Origin of the sequence: Staphylococcus sp. HMSC069D12, from assembly GCF_001810405.1 — a bacterium.
Taxonomy (GTDB): domain Bacteria; phylum Bacillota; class Bacilli; order Staphylococcales; family Staphylococcaceae; genus Staphylococcus; species Staphylococcus haemolyticus.
Genome location: NZ_KV801108.1, coordinates 422,011 through 436,912, shown reverse-complemented (window position 1 = coordinate 436,912; position 14,902 = coordinate 422,011). Strand labels below are relative to the sequence as shown.

Annotated in this window: 14 protein-coding genes and 1 tRNA gene; 1 reads left to right on the top strand and 14 read right to left on the bottom strand. The window is 32.3% G+C overall.

Translation table 11 applies throughout. The annotated features are described in order from the left end of the window. Positions 1-73: 73 nt before the first annotated feature. Both HMPREF2737_RS07885 and HMPREF2737_RS07880 read right to left on the bottom strand, forming a co-directional pair. Positions 74-208 carry a phenol-soluble modulin PSM-beta-2 gene (locus HMPREF2737_RS07885; protein ID WP_011276027.1) on the bottom strand — a complete coding sequence of 45 codons (135 nt, stop codon included), beginning with the start codon at positions 206-208 and terminating at the stop codon, positions 74-76. A gap of 59 nt (positions 209-267) precedes the next feature. Next, the gene (locus HMPREF2737_RS07880) at positions 268-402 is read right to left on the bottom strand and encodes a phenol-soluble modulin PSM-beta-3 (protein ID WP_011276028.1); all 135 of its coding nucleotides are present in this window, start codon (positions 400-402) and stop codon (positions 268-270) included. Positions 403-1,234: 832 nt separating this feature from the next. Here HMPREF2737_RS07880 and HMPREF2737_RS07875 point away from each other — a divergent pair. After that, positions 1,235-1,308 (top strand) — tRNA-Arg (locus HMPREF2737_RS07875). Between the two features lie 404 nt (positions 1,309-1,712). Here HMPREF2737_RS07875 and HMPREF2737_RS07870 read toward each other — a convergent pair. The 12 genes from HMPREF2737_RS07870 to zapA form a co-directional block, all read right to left on the bottom strand. Continuing rightward, a complete protein-coding gene (locus HMPREF2737_RS07870) occupies positions 1,713-2,222 on the bottom strand; it encodes a YfcE family phosphodiesterase (protein WP_037549454.1) in 510 nt (169 codons plus the stop codon). After that, entirely contained in the window at positions 2,222-2,803 is a 582-nt protein-coding gene (locus HMPREF2737_RS07865) for an XTP/dITP diphosphatase (protein ID WP_037549451.1), read from the bottom strand. Before HMPREF2737_RS07865 ends, HMPREF2737_RS07870 begins: the two co-directional genes overlap by 1 nt. A gap of 16 nt (positions 2,804-2,819) precedes the next feature. Beyond that, complete coding sequence (gene racE / locus HMPREF2737_RS07860) at positions 2,820-3,620, bottom strand: glutamate racemase (protein WP_037549449.1); 801 nt, start codon at positions 3,618-3,620, stop codon at positions 2,820-2,822. A 177-nt stretch (positions 3,621-3,797) separates the two neighbouring features. Further along, positions 3,798-4,646: a succinate dehydrogenase iron-sulfur subunit gene (gene sdhB / locus HMPREF2737_RS07855; RefSeq protein ID WP_037549447.1), complete on the bottom strand. Its 849-nt coding sequence runs from the start codon at positions 4,644-4,646 to the stop codon at positions 3,798-3,800. Beyond that, on the bottom strand, positions 4,646-6,412 hold the full coding sequence (gene sdhA, locus HMPREF2737_RS07850) for a succinate dehydrogenase flavoprotein subunit (RefSeq protein ID WP_037549444.1): 1,767 nt from the start codon (positions 6,410-6,412) through the stop codon (positions 4,646-4,648). Before sdhA ends, sdhB begins: the two co-directional genes overlap by 1 nt. 123 nt (positions 6,413-6,535) lie before the next feature. Continuing rightward, on the bottom strand, positions 6,536-7,150 hold the full coding sequence (locus HMPREF2737_RS07845) for a succinate dehydrogenase cytochrome b558 subunit (RefSeq protein WP_011276091.1): 615 nt from the start codon (positions 7,148-7,150) through the stop codon (positions 6,536-6,538). Between the two features lie 380 nt (positions 7,151-7,530). Beyond that, the gene (uvrC, locus tag HMPREF2737_RS07840) at positions 7,531-9,318 is read right to left on the bottom strand and encodes an excinuclease ABC subunit UvrC (protein WP_037549457.1); all 1,788 of its coding nucleotides are present in this window, start codon (positions 9,316-9,318) and stop codon (positions 7,531-7,533) included. A 97-nt stretch (positions 9,319-9,415) separates the two neighbouring features. Continuing rightward, the gene (trxA, locus tag HMPREF2737_RS07835) at positions 9,416-9,730 is read right to left on the bottom strand and encodes a thioredoxin (RefSeq protein WP_011276093.1); all 315 of its coding nucleotides are present in this window, start codon (positions 9,728-9,730) and stop codon (positions 9,416-9,418) included. 195 nt (positions 9,731-9,925) lie between these two features. Further along, complete coding sequence (locus HMPREF2737_RS07830) at positions 9,926-12,277, bottom strand: endonuclease MutS2 (RefSeq protein ID WP_037549442.1); 2,352 nt, start codon at positions 12,275-12,277, stop codon at positions 9,926-9,928. 9 nt (positions 12,278-12,286) lie between these two features. Further along, positions 12,287-13,999 carry a DNA polymerase/3'-5' exonuclease PolX gene (gene polX / locus HMPREF2737_RS07825; protein ID WP_037549438.1) on the bottom strand — a complete coding sequence of 571 codons (1,713 nt, stop codon included), beginning with the start codon at positions 13,997-13,999 and terminating at the stop codon, positions 12,287-12,289. Between the two features lie 74 nt (positions 14,000-14,073). Continuing rightward, positions 14,074-14,595 (bottom strand): CvpA family protein, encoded by a 522-nt coding sequence (locus tag HMPREF2737_RS07820; protein WP_037549435.1) that lies wholly within the window; start codon positions 14,593-14,595, stop codon positions 14,074-14,076. Continuing rightward, a complete protein-coding gene (gene zapA, locus HMPREF2737_RS07815) occupies positions 14,596-14,862 on the bottom strand; it encodes a cell division protein ZapA (RefSeq protein WP_011276097.1) in 267 nt (88 codons plus the stop codon). Positions 14,863-14,902: the final 40 nt, after the last annotated feature.

Below are 14,902 nucleotides of genomic sequence, written 5' to 3'. Positions count from 1 at the left end.
CTTGTACTAATTTTGACATTTAAATCGCTCCATTCTTTTAATTTTATATATTTAAATTGTTTAATTTTTAGATTTAGAAACCGAAGATTTTACTTAATTCTGTAACACCGTTTGAAACGATATCTAAGATACTTGTACCTAATTTAGTCCAGTCTTGGTTTTGACCTGCTTCAATTGCACTTTTTACTGCGTTTGCGATTTTTTCCATGATTACTATCTCCTTTAAAATGTTTATTTATATTTTCAATAAATGTTATATGTGGAAACTTAGAATCCGAATAATTTACCTAAAATGCCAACACCATTTTCTACGATACCTACAATGCTTGTACCTAATTTAGCCCAATCTTGGTTTTGGCCTGCTTGAACTGCATCTGAAATTGCTTGTACTAATTTTGACATTTAAATCGCTCCATTTCTTTTTATTTAAAGTATTTAAATCTTAATGTATAAAATTCAATAAATACATTAAGCTATTTCTTAAAACCAAAAACGATTAATTGGTAAGTTTTTGTTTACCTATCGTTTTGTTACTTATACTATATAGTGATTTATGCTATTTGCGTTCTATCTTTCTTAACTTATAAATTAGACATCAAAACTGTAGACCTTTGATTATATAAAACACACTTAGGCATTCGAATATGTTGTGCAAAATCTGACAATTCTGCAAACGTTTACAAGACCTTTACATTAGCTTTATATTTCTTTAAAATTCATCTTGTTTTATAAACGCTTTAACCTACTAAGAGACCATTGCAAGTCAAGGATTCTAATTACAACCATTTATCTAAACAGACAAGTGAATATACTCTAGTCCTTTTCAACTATTTAATTAATCGTAATGTTAGTCATTGTAACTTTATTAATTTCTGTATTTCACTATTTATCATGATACTTTTATTTTGTAATTGGATTGAGTATATGAATAATAGATGAGAATAATTTCAACACTTAGGATCTATTTATTACTTTATTCATTCATAGATGTTTATAGTTTGTTCATAGTTGCTTATAATGCTTCCTATTGGTTCTATACATTTGATTACTTCTGCGTCCATATGGCTTGAAGATATTAATTCAATTGCTCGACTTTATGTCTTATTGCACTTGCACATAGTCGATATGAGTTACAAATACACATAATTAGTGAAAAATATAAACTTTTTTTATATTAAAGCTATTGCTAAATAATGTTTCTTTAGCTATAATTATTCTTGTGTTAAAAATTCATGTCCTGGTAGCTCAGCTGGATAGAGCAATGGCCTTCTAAGCCATCGGTCGGGGGTTCGAATCCCTCCCAGGACGTCATTAACTAAAAATTACATATATTTTTAGGTTGAGAACGCTGTTATGACGGCGTTCTTTTTATTTTGTCTTGTAACTAAGCTAAACTGCATCAAAAATAGAAAAACCCGCCATGTTATGACGAGTTTCTAAGAAAATATTATTATGTTGTTAGTTTAAAAATTTTGACACATATTTAACACGTGATCAACAACTTTTTTACCTAAAAAATTTAGATTTTAATTGTAAGTATTAAATTAATTATTGAAATGACCAAAGTGACTATTGCAAAATAAAACGTTAAAGACGTTAGTTTTTCACTTCACAATTTAAAAACTCCATTCAATATTAATATTCTATTAACCAATATTATATGTATTGGCATAAACACTTAGGAGTTAATTAAATGCTTAAGTGTCTATATATCAAACTTCAAATTCAATCGTTTCTATAATTTGATTATCTCGATTTCTATAGTTTAGAATAGCACTACCATTCACTTCATCAATAATGAGTTCGGCAAACGTTTCTTCAATACTACTGCGAGATTGTGATATACTGCCTGGATTTATGACATGTACACCATCTAAATGCTCATATTTTGCAACATGAGTATGACCATAAAATGCAAATTGACTTCCCTGAGATTTAGCTTTTTGTGCTAAATGCATACGAGTCTGATTTACCGAATACAAATGTCCATGAGTATATAAAGCCTTTATACCTTTAATTTCCACTTCTTCTTCATTAGGAAATTCAGGATAAAAGTCACAATTTCCTTTTACTCTTCTATATAGGCTTAGTTCAGTATCATTATATTCAAATTCTGAATCCCCTAAATGTAATAAAACATCAGCATCCTTATGCGCTTCATATAAGTGATATAAAATACCAGATTCTGTATGATTGTCACTGACGATAAGCCACTTTGTCATTACTTTTCACTCTCCAAATAAGCATTCAATTTTTTAATTGCATTACCTCTATGACTGATTTCACTCTTTTCTGTTGCTGTAAGTTGAGCCATAGTTTTACCTTTTTCAGGCACATAGAAAATAGGATCATAACCAAAACCATGCTCGCCCTGTCTTTCAGTAGTAATCACTCCAGAAACAGTACCTTTGAAAGTTTGAGTAGTTTCATTAGGTGCACTCATACTAATGATGCAAACAAATTGTGCATCTCGATTTTCGATACTATCTAAATTATTTAATAATTTATCAATATTAGCATCATCACTCTTATCTGATCCTGCATATCTAGCTGAATAAACGCCAGGTTCGCCATTTAGAGCAAATACCTCTAATCCACTATCATCTGCTATCACACGTTTATTCAATACTTTTGCAGCTTCTTCAGACTTTAATCGTGCATTCTCTTCAAAAGTTGTTCCCGTTTCCTCTACATCAAAGTCTTTTATTAGTTCTGATATACCTATCACATTGTCATTGGGAAAAATTGATTTAAAATCATTAATTTTACCTTTATTATTTGTAGCAATTACGATGTCTGCCATTCATATTCCTCCTTGATTATTCATCTACACTGATGCGTTCAACTTCAACATCTAATTTTAACCATTGTAGAATGATATTTTTAATATGTACTGTATCTCCGGTAGCAAAGAATCTATGCTCGGGATGTTGTGTATAGCTCGCATGTTCATTACTAAAAGTTAATAAAGCACTAACTTCACGTGCTGTTTCTAATCCAGAGGAAATAACTTTTTTCTCTCCTCCAAAATAATCATTTATAGGCTTATATAACAATGGATAGTGTGTGCATCCTAAAATTATCGTATCTGCATCAGTATTTCTCCACTGCTTTAACGTTTGATGAATGACAATACTTGTAATTGTAGGGTCATCGTAGCGCATTTGTTCAACTAGTGGAACAAACCCAGGGCAAGCTACACCATAAACATGAACGTTTGGGTTAATGCGCTTAATATGATGTCTATACGCCTCAGATTTAATTGTTCCTTCAGTCCCTAAAATTAAAACATTTTGATTTTTAGTAGTCATAATGGCTGTTCTTGACCCTGGCTCAATAACTCCAATAACTGGAATAGGCAGCAATTGTTGCAAATGTTCTAATGCTACAGCGGTAGCTGTATTACAAGCTATTACAAGCATTTTAATATCAAATTGCATTAATTTATTAGCAAGTTGAGTAGTAAATTGTTTAACTTCATCACCAGGCCTTGGACCATAAGGACATCTCGCAATATCCCCTAGATAGTAAATTGTTTCGTTGGGTAATTGACGCATGATTTCTTTAGCAACTGTCAAACCACCAACACCTGAATCTATAACACCAATTGGTTTGTTCATCTTCATTCATCCTTATAACACATAATACATTTATTTTATCATATACATGCTAAGAGTTTGACTAATCCGATTAAGCATTCATATACATACCTTAAAAAGTTTTATATAGAAAAAAGTAGTTAATCAATTCAATTAAGAATCATTAACTACTTTTCAAATTATAATTAAATGTATATATTAATCTACTTTGTGGTCTGAACCGAAGAATGATTTAAACATATGGAATGTTGTTTCTCTGTTCATAGCTGCGATAGAAGTTGTCAAAGGAATACCTTTCGGACAAGCATTTACACAGTTTTGAGAATTACCACATTCTTGCAAACCGCCAGCACTCATTAAAGCGTCTAATCGTTCGTCTTTAGTCATTGCACCAGTTGGATGTAAGTCGAATAAACGAACTTGAGAAATTGCCTGAGCACCAACGAATTTATTATTTTGCGTAACATTAGGACAAACTTCTAAACAAACACCACACGTCATACATTTAGATAACTCATAAGCTGTTTGACGTTTTTTCTCAGGCATACGTGGTCCTGGTCCTAAATCATACGTACCATCAATAGGAATCCAAGCTTTCATACGTTTCAAGTTATCAAACATTCTAGTACGATCCACTTGTAAGTCACGAATAACAGGGAAAGTACTCATTGGTTCAAGACGTATAGGTTGTTCTAATTGATCAACAATTGCTGAGCATGATTGTCTAGCACGTCCATTGATGACCATTGAACAAGCACCACAAACTTCTTCTAAACAGTTCATATCCCATGTAACAGGTGTTGTTTTTTCACCTTTATTATTTACTGGATTACGTCTGATTTCCATTAAACATGCGATTACGTTCATATTTTCTTTATAAGGAATTTCAAACGTTTCTTCATACGGTTTAGAATCTTGATTATCTTGTCGTTTGATAATCAACTTGATTGATTTTTGTTTTGATTCTTTTTGCTCTTTTTCATTTGTATTATTATCGTTTTGGCGAAGTTCTTCGGGAGTGTCTTTCACTGATTGATTGTCAGCCATTATTTTTTACCTCCTTTAGACTTACTTGTATAGTCACGTTTACGTGGTGGAATTAAACTTACATCAACTGGTTCATAAGTGAATTTAGGCGCTTCTTCTCTACCTTGATATTCAGCTAATGTTGTTTTTAACCATTCATCATCATTACGGTCAGGGAATTCTGGTTTGTAATGTGCGCCACGAGATTCGTTACGATTGTAAGCCCCAATTGTAATTACACGTGCTAAAACTAACATGTTCCACAATTGACGAGTGAAGAATACAGCTTGGTTACTCCAAGTTTGTGTATCTTCCATATCAATATTTTCATAACGTTTCATTAATTCGACGATTTTTTTATCTGTTTCTAATAATTTATCGTTTTCACGAACAACTGTTACGTTCGCTGTCATAATTTCACCAAGTTCACGGTGAAGTTTATATGCATTTTCAGTTCCACGCATATTTAATAATTTATCAAAGCGTTCTTGCTCTTCATCGACACGTTTTTGATAAATGCTGTCATCTAATTCAGTATATGTTGTTTCTACATTCTCAACATATTTTATTGCATTAGGACCAGCTACAGTACCACCGTAGATTGCAGATAATAATGAGTTGGCACCTAAGCGGTTACCACCATGTTGAGAGAAATCACATTCCCCAGCAGCAAATAATCCTTTAATATTAGTCATTTGATCATAGTCTACGTATAAGCCACCCATTGAATAGTGAACGGCCGGGAAAATTTTCATTGGAACTTTACGTGGGTCATCTCCCGTAAATTTCTCATAAATTTCAATAATACCACCAAGTTTAACATCTAATTCATGTGGATCTTTATGAGATAAATCAAGGTAAACCATGTTTTCCCCGTTTATACCTAATTTCTGATTGATACAAACATCAAAGATTTCACGCGTTGCAATATCACGAGGTACTAAGTTACCATAATCAGGATATTTCTCTTCTAAGAAGTACCAAGGTTTACCGTCTTTGTATGTCCAAATACGACCACCTTCACCACGTGCTGATTCACTCATTAGGCGTAATTTGTCATCACCAGGAATAGCTGTTGGGTGAATTTGAATAAATTCACCATTTGCATATTTAGCACCTTGTTGGTATGCAATTGATGCCGCTGAACCTGTATTAATCATTGAGTTTGTTGTTTTACCGAAGATGATACCAGGTCCACCAGTTGCCATAATAACGGCATCTGAACCAAATGATTTAATTTCAGAAGTTGTCATATTTTGAGCTACGATGCCTCTAGCAGCATTGTCATCATCTTTGACAATTCCTAGGAATTCCCAACCTTCATACTTAGTTACTAATCCATCTACTTCAAATGAACGTACTTGTTCATCAAGCGCGTACAATAATTGTTGACCAGTAGTTGCACCTGCAAAAGCAGTTCTGTGATAAAGCGTACCACCGAAACGTCTAAAGTCTAATAGCCCTTCTTTTGTTCTACTAAACATAACGCCCATACGGTCCAATAAATGAATGATTGATGGAGCAGCTTCAGCCATAGCTTTAACAGGTGGTTGGTTTGCTAAGAAGTCCCCACCATAAACTGTATCATCAAAGTGAATCCAAGGAGAATCCCCTTCACCTTTGGTATTTACCGCACCATTAATACCACCTTGGGCACAAACAGAGTGCGAACGTTTAACAGGTACAATTGAGAATAAATCTACATGCGCACCTTGTTCTGCAGCTTTAATTGTTGACATCAGACCGGCAAGTCCTCCACCGACAACAATAATTTTTTTCTCTGCCATAGAAAAGTCACTCCCCTAAAATATATCGATATCTTAACGTAATTGCATAAGCTCATTTGATAAGTATTTGATATAAATACTTATCTAAAATTCAACGTATTATATATGATTACAAATTGTGTTTTATACAAATGCGAAAATTGCAGATACTCCAATGTATCCTAAAACTAAGAATACGATTAAAGAAATCCAAGTGAATACACGTTGTGATTGTTTAGATTGTAAGAATCCCCATGTTACAAAGAATGACCATAAACCATTTGAGAAATGGAAAATAACACATAATACACAAACGATATATACGATAACCCAAATTGGATTTTCAAGTGTTTTGTGCATCAATTCAAAATCAACTGCTTTACCAAAGAAGTATTTTTGAATTGTAGTTTGCCATAAATGCATGAAGATAAATACGAATGTCACAATACCTGAAAATCTTTGTAATGCAAACATCCAGTTTCTAAATAAAGAATAATGACCGATATTTTCTTTAGCTGTAAATGCAATGTGAATACCATACAAACCGTGATATAAAATTGGAATATAAATTAATAAAAATTCAACTGCTAATAAAAATGGAATTGATTCCATAAAGCCAGCCGCCTTATTAAAAGCCTCTGCCCCTTGTGTTGCTTGATGGTTCACAATTAAATGAACAACTAAAAATGCGCCAATTGGAATGATACCTAGTAACGAGTGAACACGTCTAAGGTAGAATTCATTTTTAGACTTTGCCAAAAGGAGTCCCCCCTGTAAAACTATTGATTTAAATAGTTTATTTATAAGAAAGTCTTTTCAATCAAGAAACATCATAATGATTTACTATTTTATTTAGTACTTGTCCATTGTTAAATTATTGTGACAATAATCAATAAATATCGGTTCTATTAAGAACTATGTAAACAAGTAGGACTTAAAAAAGTAAATAAATCATATTTGTTTTAATGAGGAATGCTAGTATTACATTAATCATTAATAAAAACACTTTAATGATAATGTTTCTCAATTAGAAAACGCTTCCATACTTTCTTAAAAAAATAAACTTTTTGTTAACTGTATTGTAACATTTTTTATATGTTTTTGGGCTATGAGAATAATTCTCATAGCCCTTTTTTTAATTAATCATTTGATAATGCTTGCTTCAAGTTTAGTGCAACCTTTTCAGGAAGTCCCGCTTTCTTCAAATCCGCTACACTCGCTTCCTTCATTTTCTTAATTGATCCAAATGTTCTTAACAAACTTGTCTTGCGTTTACTTCCAATTCCATCAACAGTGTCCAATACTGATTGTAATCCTGTTTTTTGACGTGTTTGACGATGGAATGTAATTGCGAAACGGTGTACTTCATCTTGAATTCGATGTAATAAATAGAATGCTTGACTATTCTTCTTCAATGGTACAACTTCTGCATTTGTTCCATAAAGTAACTCTGACGTTTGGTGTTTATCATTTTTTCTTAATCCAGCGACCGGAATATCCAGTCCTAGTTCATTCTCTAGAACATCTAATACACCTGACATATGTCCTTTCCCACCATCAACTATAATCAAATCAGGTAACGGTAATCCTTCATTTAGAACACGTGTGTATCTACGACGAACAACTTCTCTCATTGATTTGTAGTCATCAGGTCCATCAACTGTTTTAATTTTATATTTTCTATAACCTTTTTTATCTGCTTTTCCATCAACAAAGGTTACCATAGCAGACACAGGGTCTACACCTTGTATGTTTGAGTTATCAAATGCTTCAATACGAATAGGTGTTTGTATACCCATTCGTTCACCGAGCTCCTCTATTGCCTTTATTGTACGTGATTCATCTCTAGCAATTAGCTCGAATTTATTTTCAAGAGCGACTTCAGCATTATGGTTTGCTAAATCTACCATTTCTTTTTTTGCGCCACGAGCTGGCTGTACAATTTTAGTATCTACTACAGATTGAATCATATCTTTATCTAAATTTTTAGGAACATGTACTTCTTTGGGTAATATATGCTGATTTAAACTATAGAATTGACCTATAAATGTATAAAATTCTTCTTCTTCAGATTGCTGTTGTAAAGGAATCATTGTAGCATCTCTTTGTATCAAATTACCTTGACGAATAAAGAAGACTTGAATGCACATCCATCCTTTAGAAACATTATAACCAAACACATCTCGAATCGTATTATCAGATGACATAATTTTTTGTTTTTTAGTTAAATTATGAATATGTTGTATTAAATCACGATATTCTTTTGCACGTTCAAAATCTAATTTTTCACTAGCATCCATCATACGATCTTCTAAATTTTTAAGTATAGTTTTATCTTCACCATTTAAAAAATCACTTATTTCACGAGTCATTTGTGCATAAACTTGTTGATCAACATCATATACACATGGTCCCATACATTGTCCAATGTGATAATAAAGACATAATTTATCAGGCATTTTATCACATTTTCTAAAAGGATAAATACGGTCTAATAACTTTTTTGTCTCTTGAGCTGAATAAGCATTAGGGTATGGTCCAAAATATTTTCCAGTACCTTTTTTAACTGTACGCGTAACAATTAACTTTGGATGCTTTTCTTTAGTAATTTTTATAAATGGATAACTTTTATCATCTTTTAATAGAATATTGTAGCGAGGCTGATATTGTTTAATTAAATTTAATTCTAAAAGCAAGGATTCAGTTTCACTTGAAGTTACTATAAATTCAAAATTTCGAATTTCTCCTACCAACCGAGTAGTTTTTGCATCATGTGCACCTGTGAAGTATGAACGTAATCTATTTCTTAAACGCTTGGCTTTGCCGACATAAATCACTAGATCATTACGATCTTTCATTAAGTAACAACCCGGTTCAAATGGAACTACACTTAATTTATTTTTAATTTTCTCTTTGTAGTCTGACAACATTTATCCTCCTTCCCATAAAATTAACTACACATAAAAAAGACGGAGCTATTACATTCTATGTAATGCCCCAGTCTCATATACGTTCAAATTATTCTTAAAGATGTTTATCTAATACTTCAGCTAAGTTTTCTTTAGGTTGGAAACCTACTACTTTATCAACTGGTTCACCGTCTTTAAATACGATTAAAGTTGGGATACTCATTACTTCAAATTTAGCTGCTGTTGATGGATTTTCATCAACATCTAATTTTAAAATATCAGCTTTTCCATCATAATCTCCAGCTAATTCTTCTAAAACTGGTGCGATCATTTTACAAGGTCCACACCAAGTTGCCCAGAAATCAACTAATTTAACGCCTGATTGAATATTTTCATCAAAGTTTGAATCCGTTACTTTTACGATTGCCATAAATGCCAATCCTCCTTAAATTTTGAATGATGAGCAAATTATAACAGACTTTAGTAGTACTTGCATTGGAGTTGCTCACTTATTAACTGTCTGTCAATAATTATCGAATCTCACTCATTTCCTTTTATTTTCACTGGCTTAATTGTACGTTATTTTCTAAAAAAATCAACAACACTGCTTACACTTTATTATGCCTTATTTAAGTTCAGCTACTGTCACACCAAAACCACCTTCACTTGGCATACCACCACGATATGATTTAACACTTTTATGTTTTTTCAAGTGATTCTGTACGGCTTTTTGGAGTGCACCAGTACCTTTACCATGAATAATATAAACTTGCTCATAATTACTCAAGACAGCTTGGTCAATATATTGATCTAATTCGCCAACCGCTTCCTCATAACGATAACCACGTAAATCTAATTCAGTTTTAATTGTTTGACGATTTTGTCGAGTTACCATCTTAGTTGGTTTCTCTTTTTTCTTTTTAGTTTTTTCAAGGTCTTCAATAGGTAATTTCATTTTAATAATACCCATTTGAACAACTGCTTCTTCTTCATTTACAAGTTCTAATACTTCGCCCTTTTGACCATATGATAATACTTTGACCTCGTCACCTTCATGTATTTCATCATATTTTTGTTTTTGTATATCTTGTTTTATTGATCTCTCTTCATATTGATCATCTAATTGTTTCTTTTTATCAATAAGTTCGTGTTCTTTGACATCTGCACCTTTTTGATCACGTAATGTTCTTAACTCTTTTAAGATTGAATCCGCTTCTTTAGTAGCAGATTTAACACGTTGATTTGCTTTTTCTTTAGCTTCATCCATCAATCTTTTCTCATAATTTTTATACTGCTCGTATTGTTGCTCTAGATCGTCATGTGTTATTTTGGCTTCTTTTAAAAGTCTATCTAATTCTATTCGTTGTTCATCAACACGTTTTGAATTCTTTTCAAGAGATTCAATCATTGAATTAATTTCTTGTTCATCTGTCCCAATCATGGTCTTAGCTTTATTAATAATACCTAAGCTAAGTCCTAATTTGCGGGAGATATCAAATGCATTAGAACGACCAGGTACACCCATCAACAATTTATACGTGGGACTTAACGTATTAACATCAAATTCAACACTAGCGTTCATGACACCTTTACGATTATAGCTATATGCTTTCAATTCTGGATAATGTGTTGTAGCCATTACTAATGAACCTATTTCACGAACGTGATCTAAGATACTCATCGCCAATGCTGCACCTTCACTTGGATCAGTACCTGCACCTAATTCATCAAATAAAACTAAACTATTTTTATCTGTCTCTTGCAAAATTTCCACAATATTCTTCATATGCGAAGAAAAAGTGGATAGTGATTGTTCAATTGATTGCTCATCACCTATATCACAATAAACATTTTCAAAGACACTTAACTGACTACCATCTAATGTCGGAATTAGCAATCCTGATTGTGCCATAATAATAATTAATCCAAGTGTCTTTAATGTAACTGTTTTACCACCCGTATTTGGACCTGTAATTATGACAGTTTCAATATCATCAACAAATTCAATTGTATTAGCTACAACCGTATCTTTATTTAATAGTGGATGATATGCATTAGGTAAATAAACGGTTCTATCTTTGTAAAACGTAGGTTTCGTTCCTTTAATTGAGCGTGCATATCGTGCTTTAGCTGTTAAAAAGTCAATTTGTCCCATGACTGATTCAGCAATTAAGCAACCATCTGCTTCGGCAGCAACCATACCTGTTAATTCTGTTAGAATTCGCTCACGTTCTACTGCTTCATCATTTCGTAAACGACTGATTTGATTATTCATTTCTACAATCGATGATGGTTCTATATAAAGCGTTTGTCCAGAGGCAGATTGATCATGAACAATCCCTTTGAAATCTTGGCGATATTCAGCTTTAACCGGTATAACATTACGATCATTGCGTACCGTTATAATAGCATCAGATAATTTCTTCTGATTGGATTGGCTTTTAACGATACGGTCTAAATTTTGTCGTATGCGTTGGTTTGTACTTGAAATTTTACTTCGTATACCTTGCAATTCATAACTTGCGCTATCATATAAATCGTGTGTATCACATTTTTCATTTATCTCTTGGAAAAGATCCGATAAAATTGGTAATTGGTTCATTTTATCATTCAAAATTGGATACTTAACAACTTGTTCATCTTCTTCTAATAATTGATTATAAAATGTCTTAAATTGATTTTGAACTTGAATTAAACGTTTAACTAAATTTAGCTCTGTAACATTTAATACGCCACCTATATTTGCACGATGAATCAATGGTGAAATTTTGGCTAAACCACTTAAACTTGGCAAACGATATTTATTATAAATTTGTGAAATTTCATCTGTCTCATTCATTTGAAATTCTACTGTTTCAAAGTCAGTGGCTGGAGACATCTTAGACACTTTTTCACGCCCTAAGTCACTTATTGTTTCCGAAGCTACAAATGACTTGATTTTATCAAATTCTAAGACGTCTAATGTTTTTTGTCTCATACAATCCCTCTATTTCTTCAACTTTTTATTATTTCCAACAAAATCCTTAAATGCTTGACGAGACATTGTGTTAATTACTCGATCTTTATTTACAAACCCTTTTTGAGCAGTGGCTACACCATATTTCATAAAGTCTAAATGATCAATATGATGAGCATCTGTATTAATTGTTAATTTTACATTAGGATATTTTTTAACTGTTTCAGCATTTAAGTCTAATCGCTTAGGATTTGCGTTAATTTCCATTATTGTATTTGTTTCTTCTGCTAACTTCATTAATCGATCGATATTCGGTTTGTACCCTTCTCTTCGACCGATAATACGTCCTGTTGGATGAGCGATGTGTCGTACATATGGATTTCGACATGCATTTTCCAAACGTTTCATAATCTCTTCTTCTGATTGATTAAAGCTTTGGTGAATCGCAGCTATAACATAGTCAAGTTGTGATAACACATCATCATCATAATCTAACGAGCCATCAGGAAGAATATCCATCTCTGTGCCTGAAAAGATATCTATTTCTGCATATTCTTCATTTAGCTTCTTAATTTCTTCATTTTGACGTAATAAACGTTCAACTTGTAACCCATTTGCGACTTTAAGGCTTTGTGAATGGTCAGTAATCACCATGAATTGATAGCCTTTTTTTATATTTGCTTCAATCATATCTCTAATAGAAAAAGCACCATCACTATATGTGGTATGCATATGAATATCTCCGTTAATATCATCCAAAGTAATAATTTCACTTAAATCTTTATCAAATTCGCTACCGTCTTCACGTAAAGCGGGTGCAATCCATTCACTACCGAAATGTTGATAAATCTCTTCCTCACTCTGTAACTGTAGTAAAGTGCCATCTTGCTGTTCAATTCCATATTCACTTATTTTTTCATTTTGTGCTTTAGCCATTTGTCTTATACGAATGTTATGATCTTTAGAACCTGTAAAATGTTGTAATGTGTGATAGAACGCAACTGGCTCAATAAGGCGAAAATCTACGCCAATAGTCTCATCATCGTACGTCAACTCTAATGAAACTTTCGTTTGGCCAACAGCAACATCTTTAACTTTATTAGGTATATTTAAAAGTTGTTGTTGTACTTCATCTGGATGCTCCGTACTAATAATATAATCCAAATCTTTACTCATTTCTTTATAACGACGGAAGCTTCCTGCTTCTGAGTATCTCTCAATACTATCAATTGTTTCTAAATAATCGATTATGATACGATTTAAACCTCGCATAGTGTCTATTGGATAGCTATCTTTTTTTGCTCCTAAAGCTTTAACTGCTTCAAGTATATTTTGTTCAGTTTTTTTAGCAAAACCACTTAGTTCGCTCACTTTTCCACTTTCACAAGCCAATTGTAAACTTTCTTTATCTGTAATATTAAGTTCTTTATATAATTTAGCTATTTTTTTACTACCTAATCCTTGAATCTTCATTAATGGAATCAAGCCTTCTGGAACAAGTTGTTGTAATTCTTTTAAATAACTTGATTCACCTGTTTTACGATATTCATCAATGACTTCCCCTACACCTTTACCAATACCTTTTAATTCAGTAACATCTTTAATATCATCAAGTGGTCGTTCATCAATTTCTAAGCTTTGAGCTGCTTTTCTATACGCAGATACTTTAAACGTATTTTCCGCATTTAATTCCATATATATAGCAATTTTTTCTAATAATTGAATTACATCTTTTTTTGTCATTCTAATCACTCCATAAAAAGAAGACCAGGACATTTAACAAAGAAGCATTGTCCTGACCTTATATCAGTTTTGTTTTATAAATTTAAAATATAAGACGAGAAAAATGGTGTATGAAACAAGATAAGTTTGCCTATGTACGCATGTTGTAAATTGTGTTGTAACCACTCAATTGGATACAATGCTAGCACATAGATTGATAACTGTATTGCAACAACTGCCATCACTACACTTATTAAACTACCAAATAGTCTACTGATTTGGTTAATCATTCTATACGTCACTATATTATCAAAAGTAATTATTATAAGATATAAAATCAACTTACAAAGTGAGGCAATTAGTAAAAATGCAATAATTGTATCAAAGCGTTGCTGCAAATCATTAAAATGAAATGCATACTTCATATCATATGCAATTGTCTTTGGAAAAGGTATAAATACAATTAACTGCGAACTAATTCGATGATAAAATTGATGTGCTATAACTAATGAGACTATCGTTGAAAATAAATGTAAACTATTCAACCATACAGCTCTTCTATACCCTATAACAAGACCATACACAATAATAATAGCTATCGTAAAATCAATAATCATCTATTCTTCTCGTTGTTTTAATTGTTGAATTTCTTGTAATAGTTTGCGGTTTTCTTCTTCTAATTTGACCTTTTCATGCATAATATTAACCGCTGTTAGGATTGATTTTCTTGTAGTATCTAATCCTGTTGATTTACGTCCCATTTCTTTTAACTTTTCATCAACTAAATGTGCTACGTAACGAATATGCTCGGGGCTGTCTTCACCAATGATAGTATAATTCTGATCGTTAATCGTGACATTGATTCGATTTCTAAATTCTCCCATAGCAATAACTCCTGACATTATTTATTCTTTAAGCCTATCA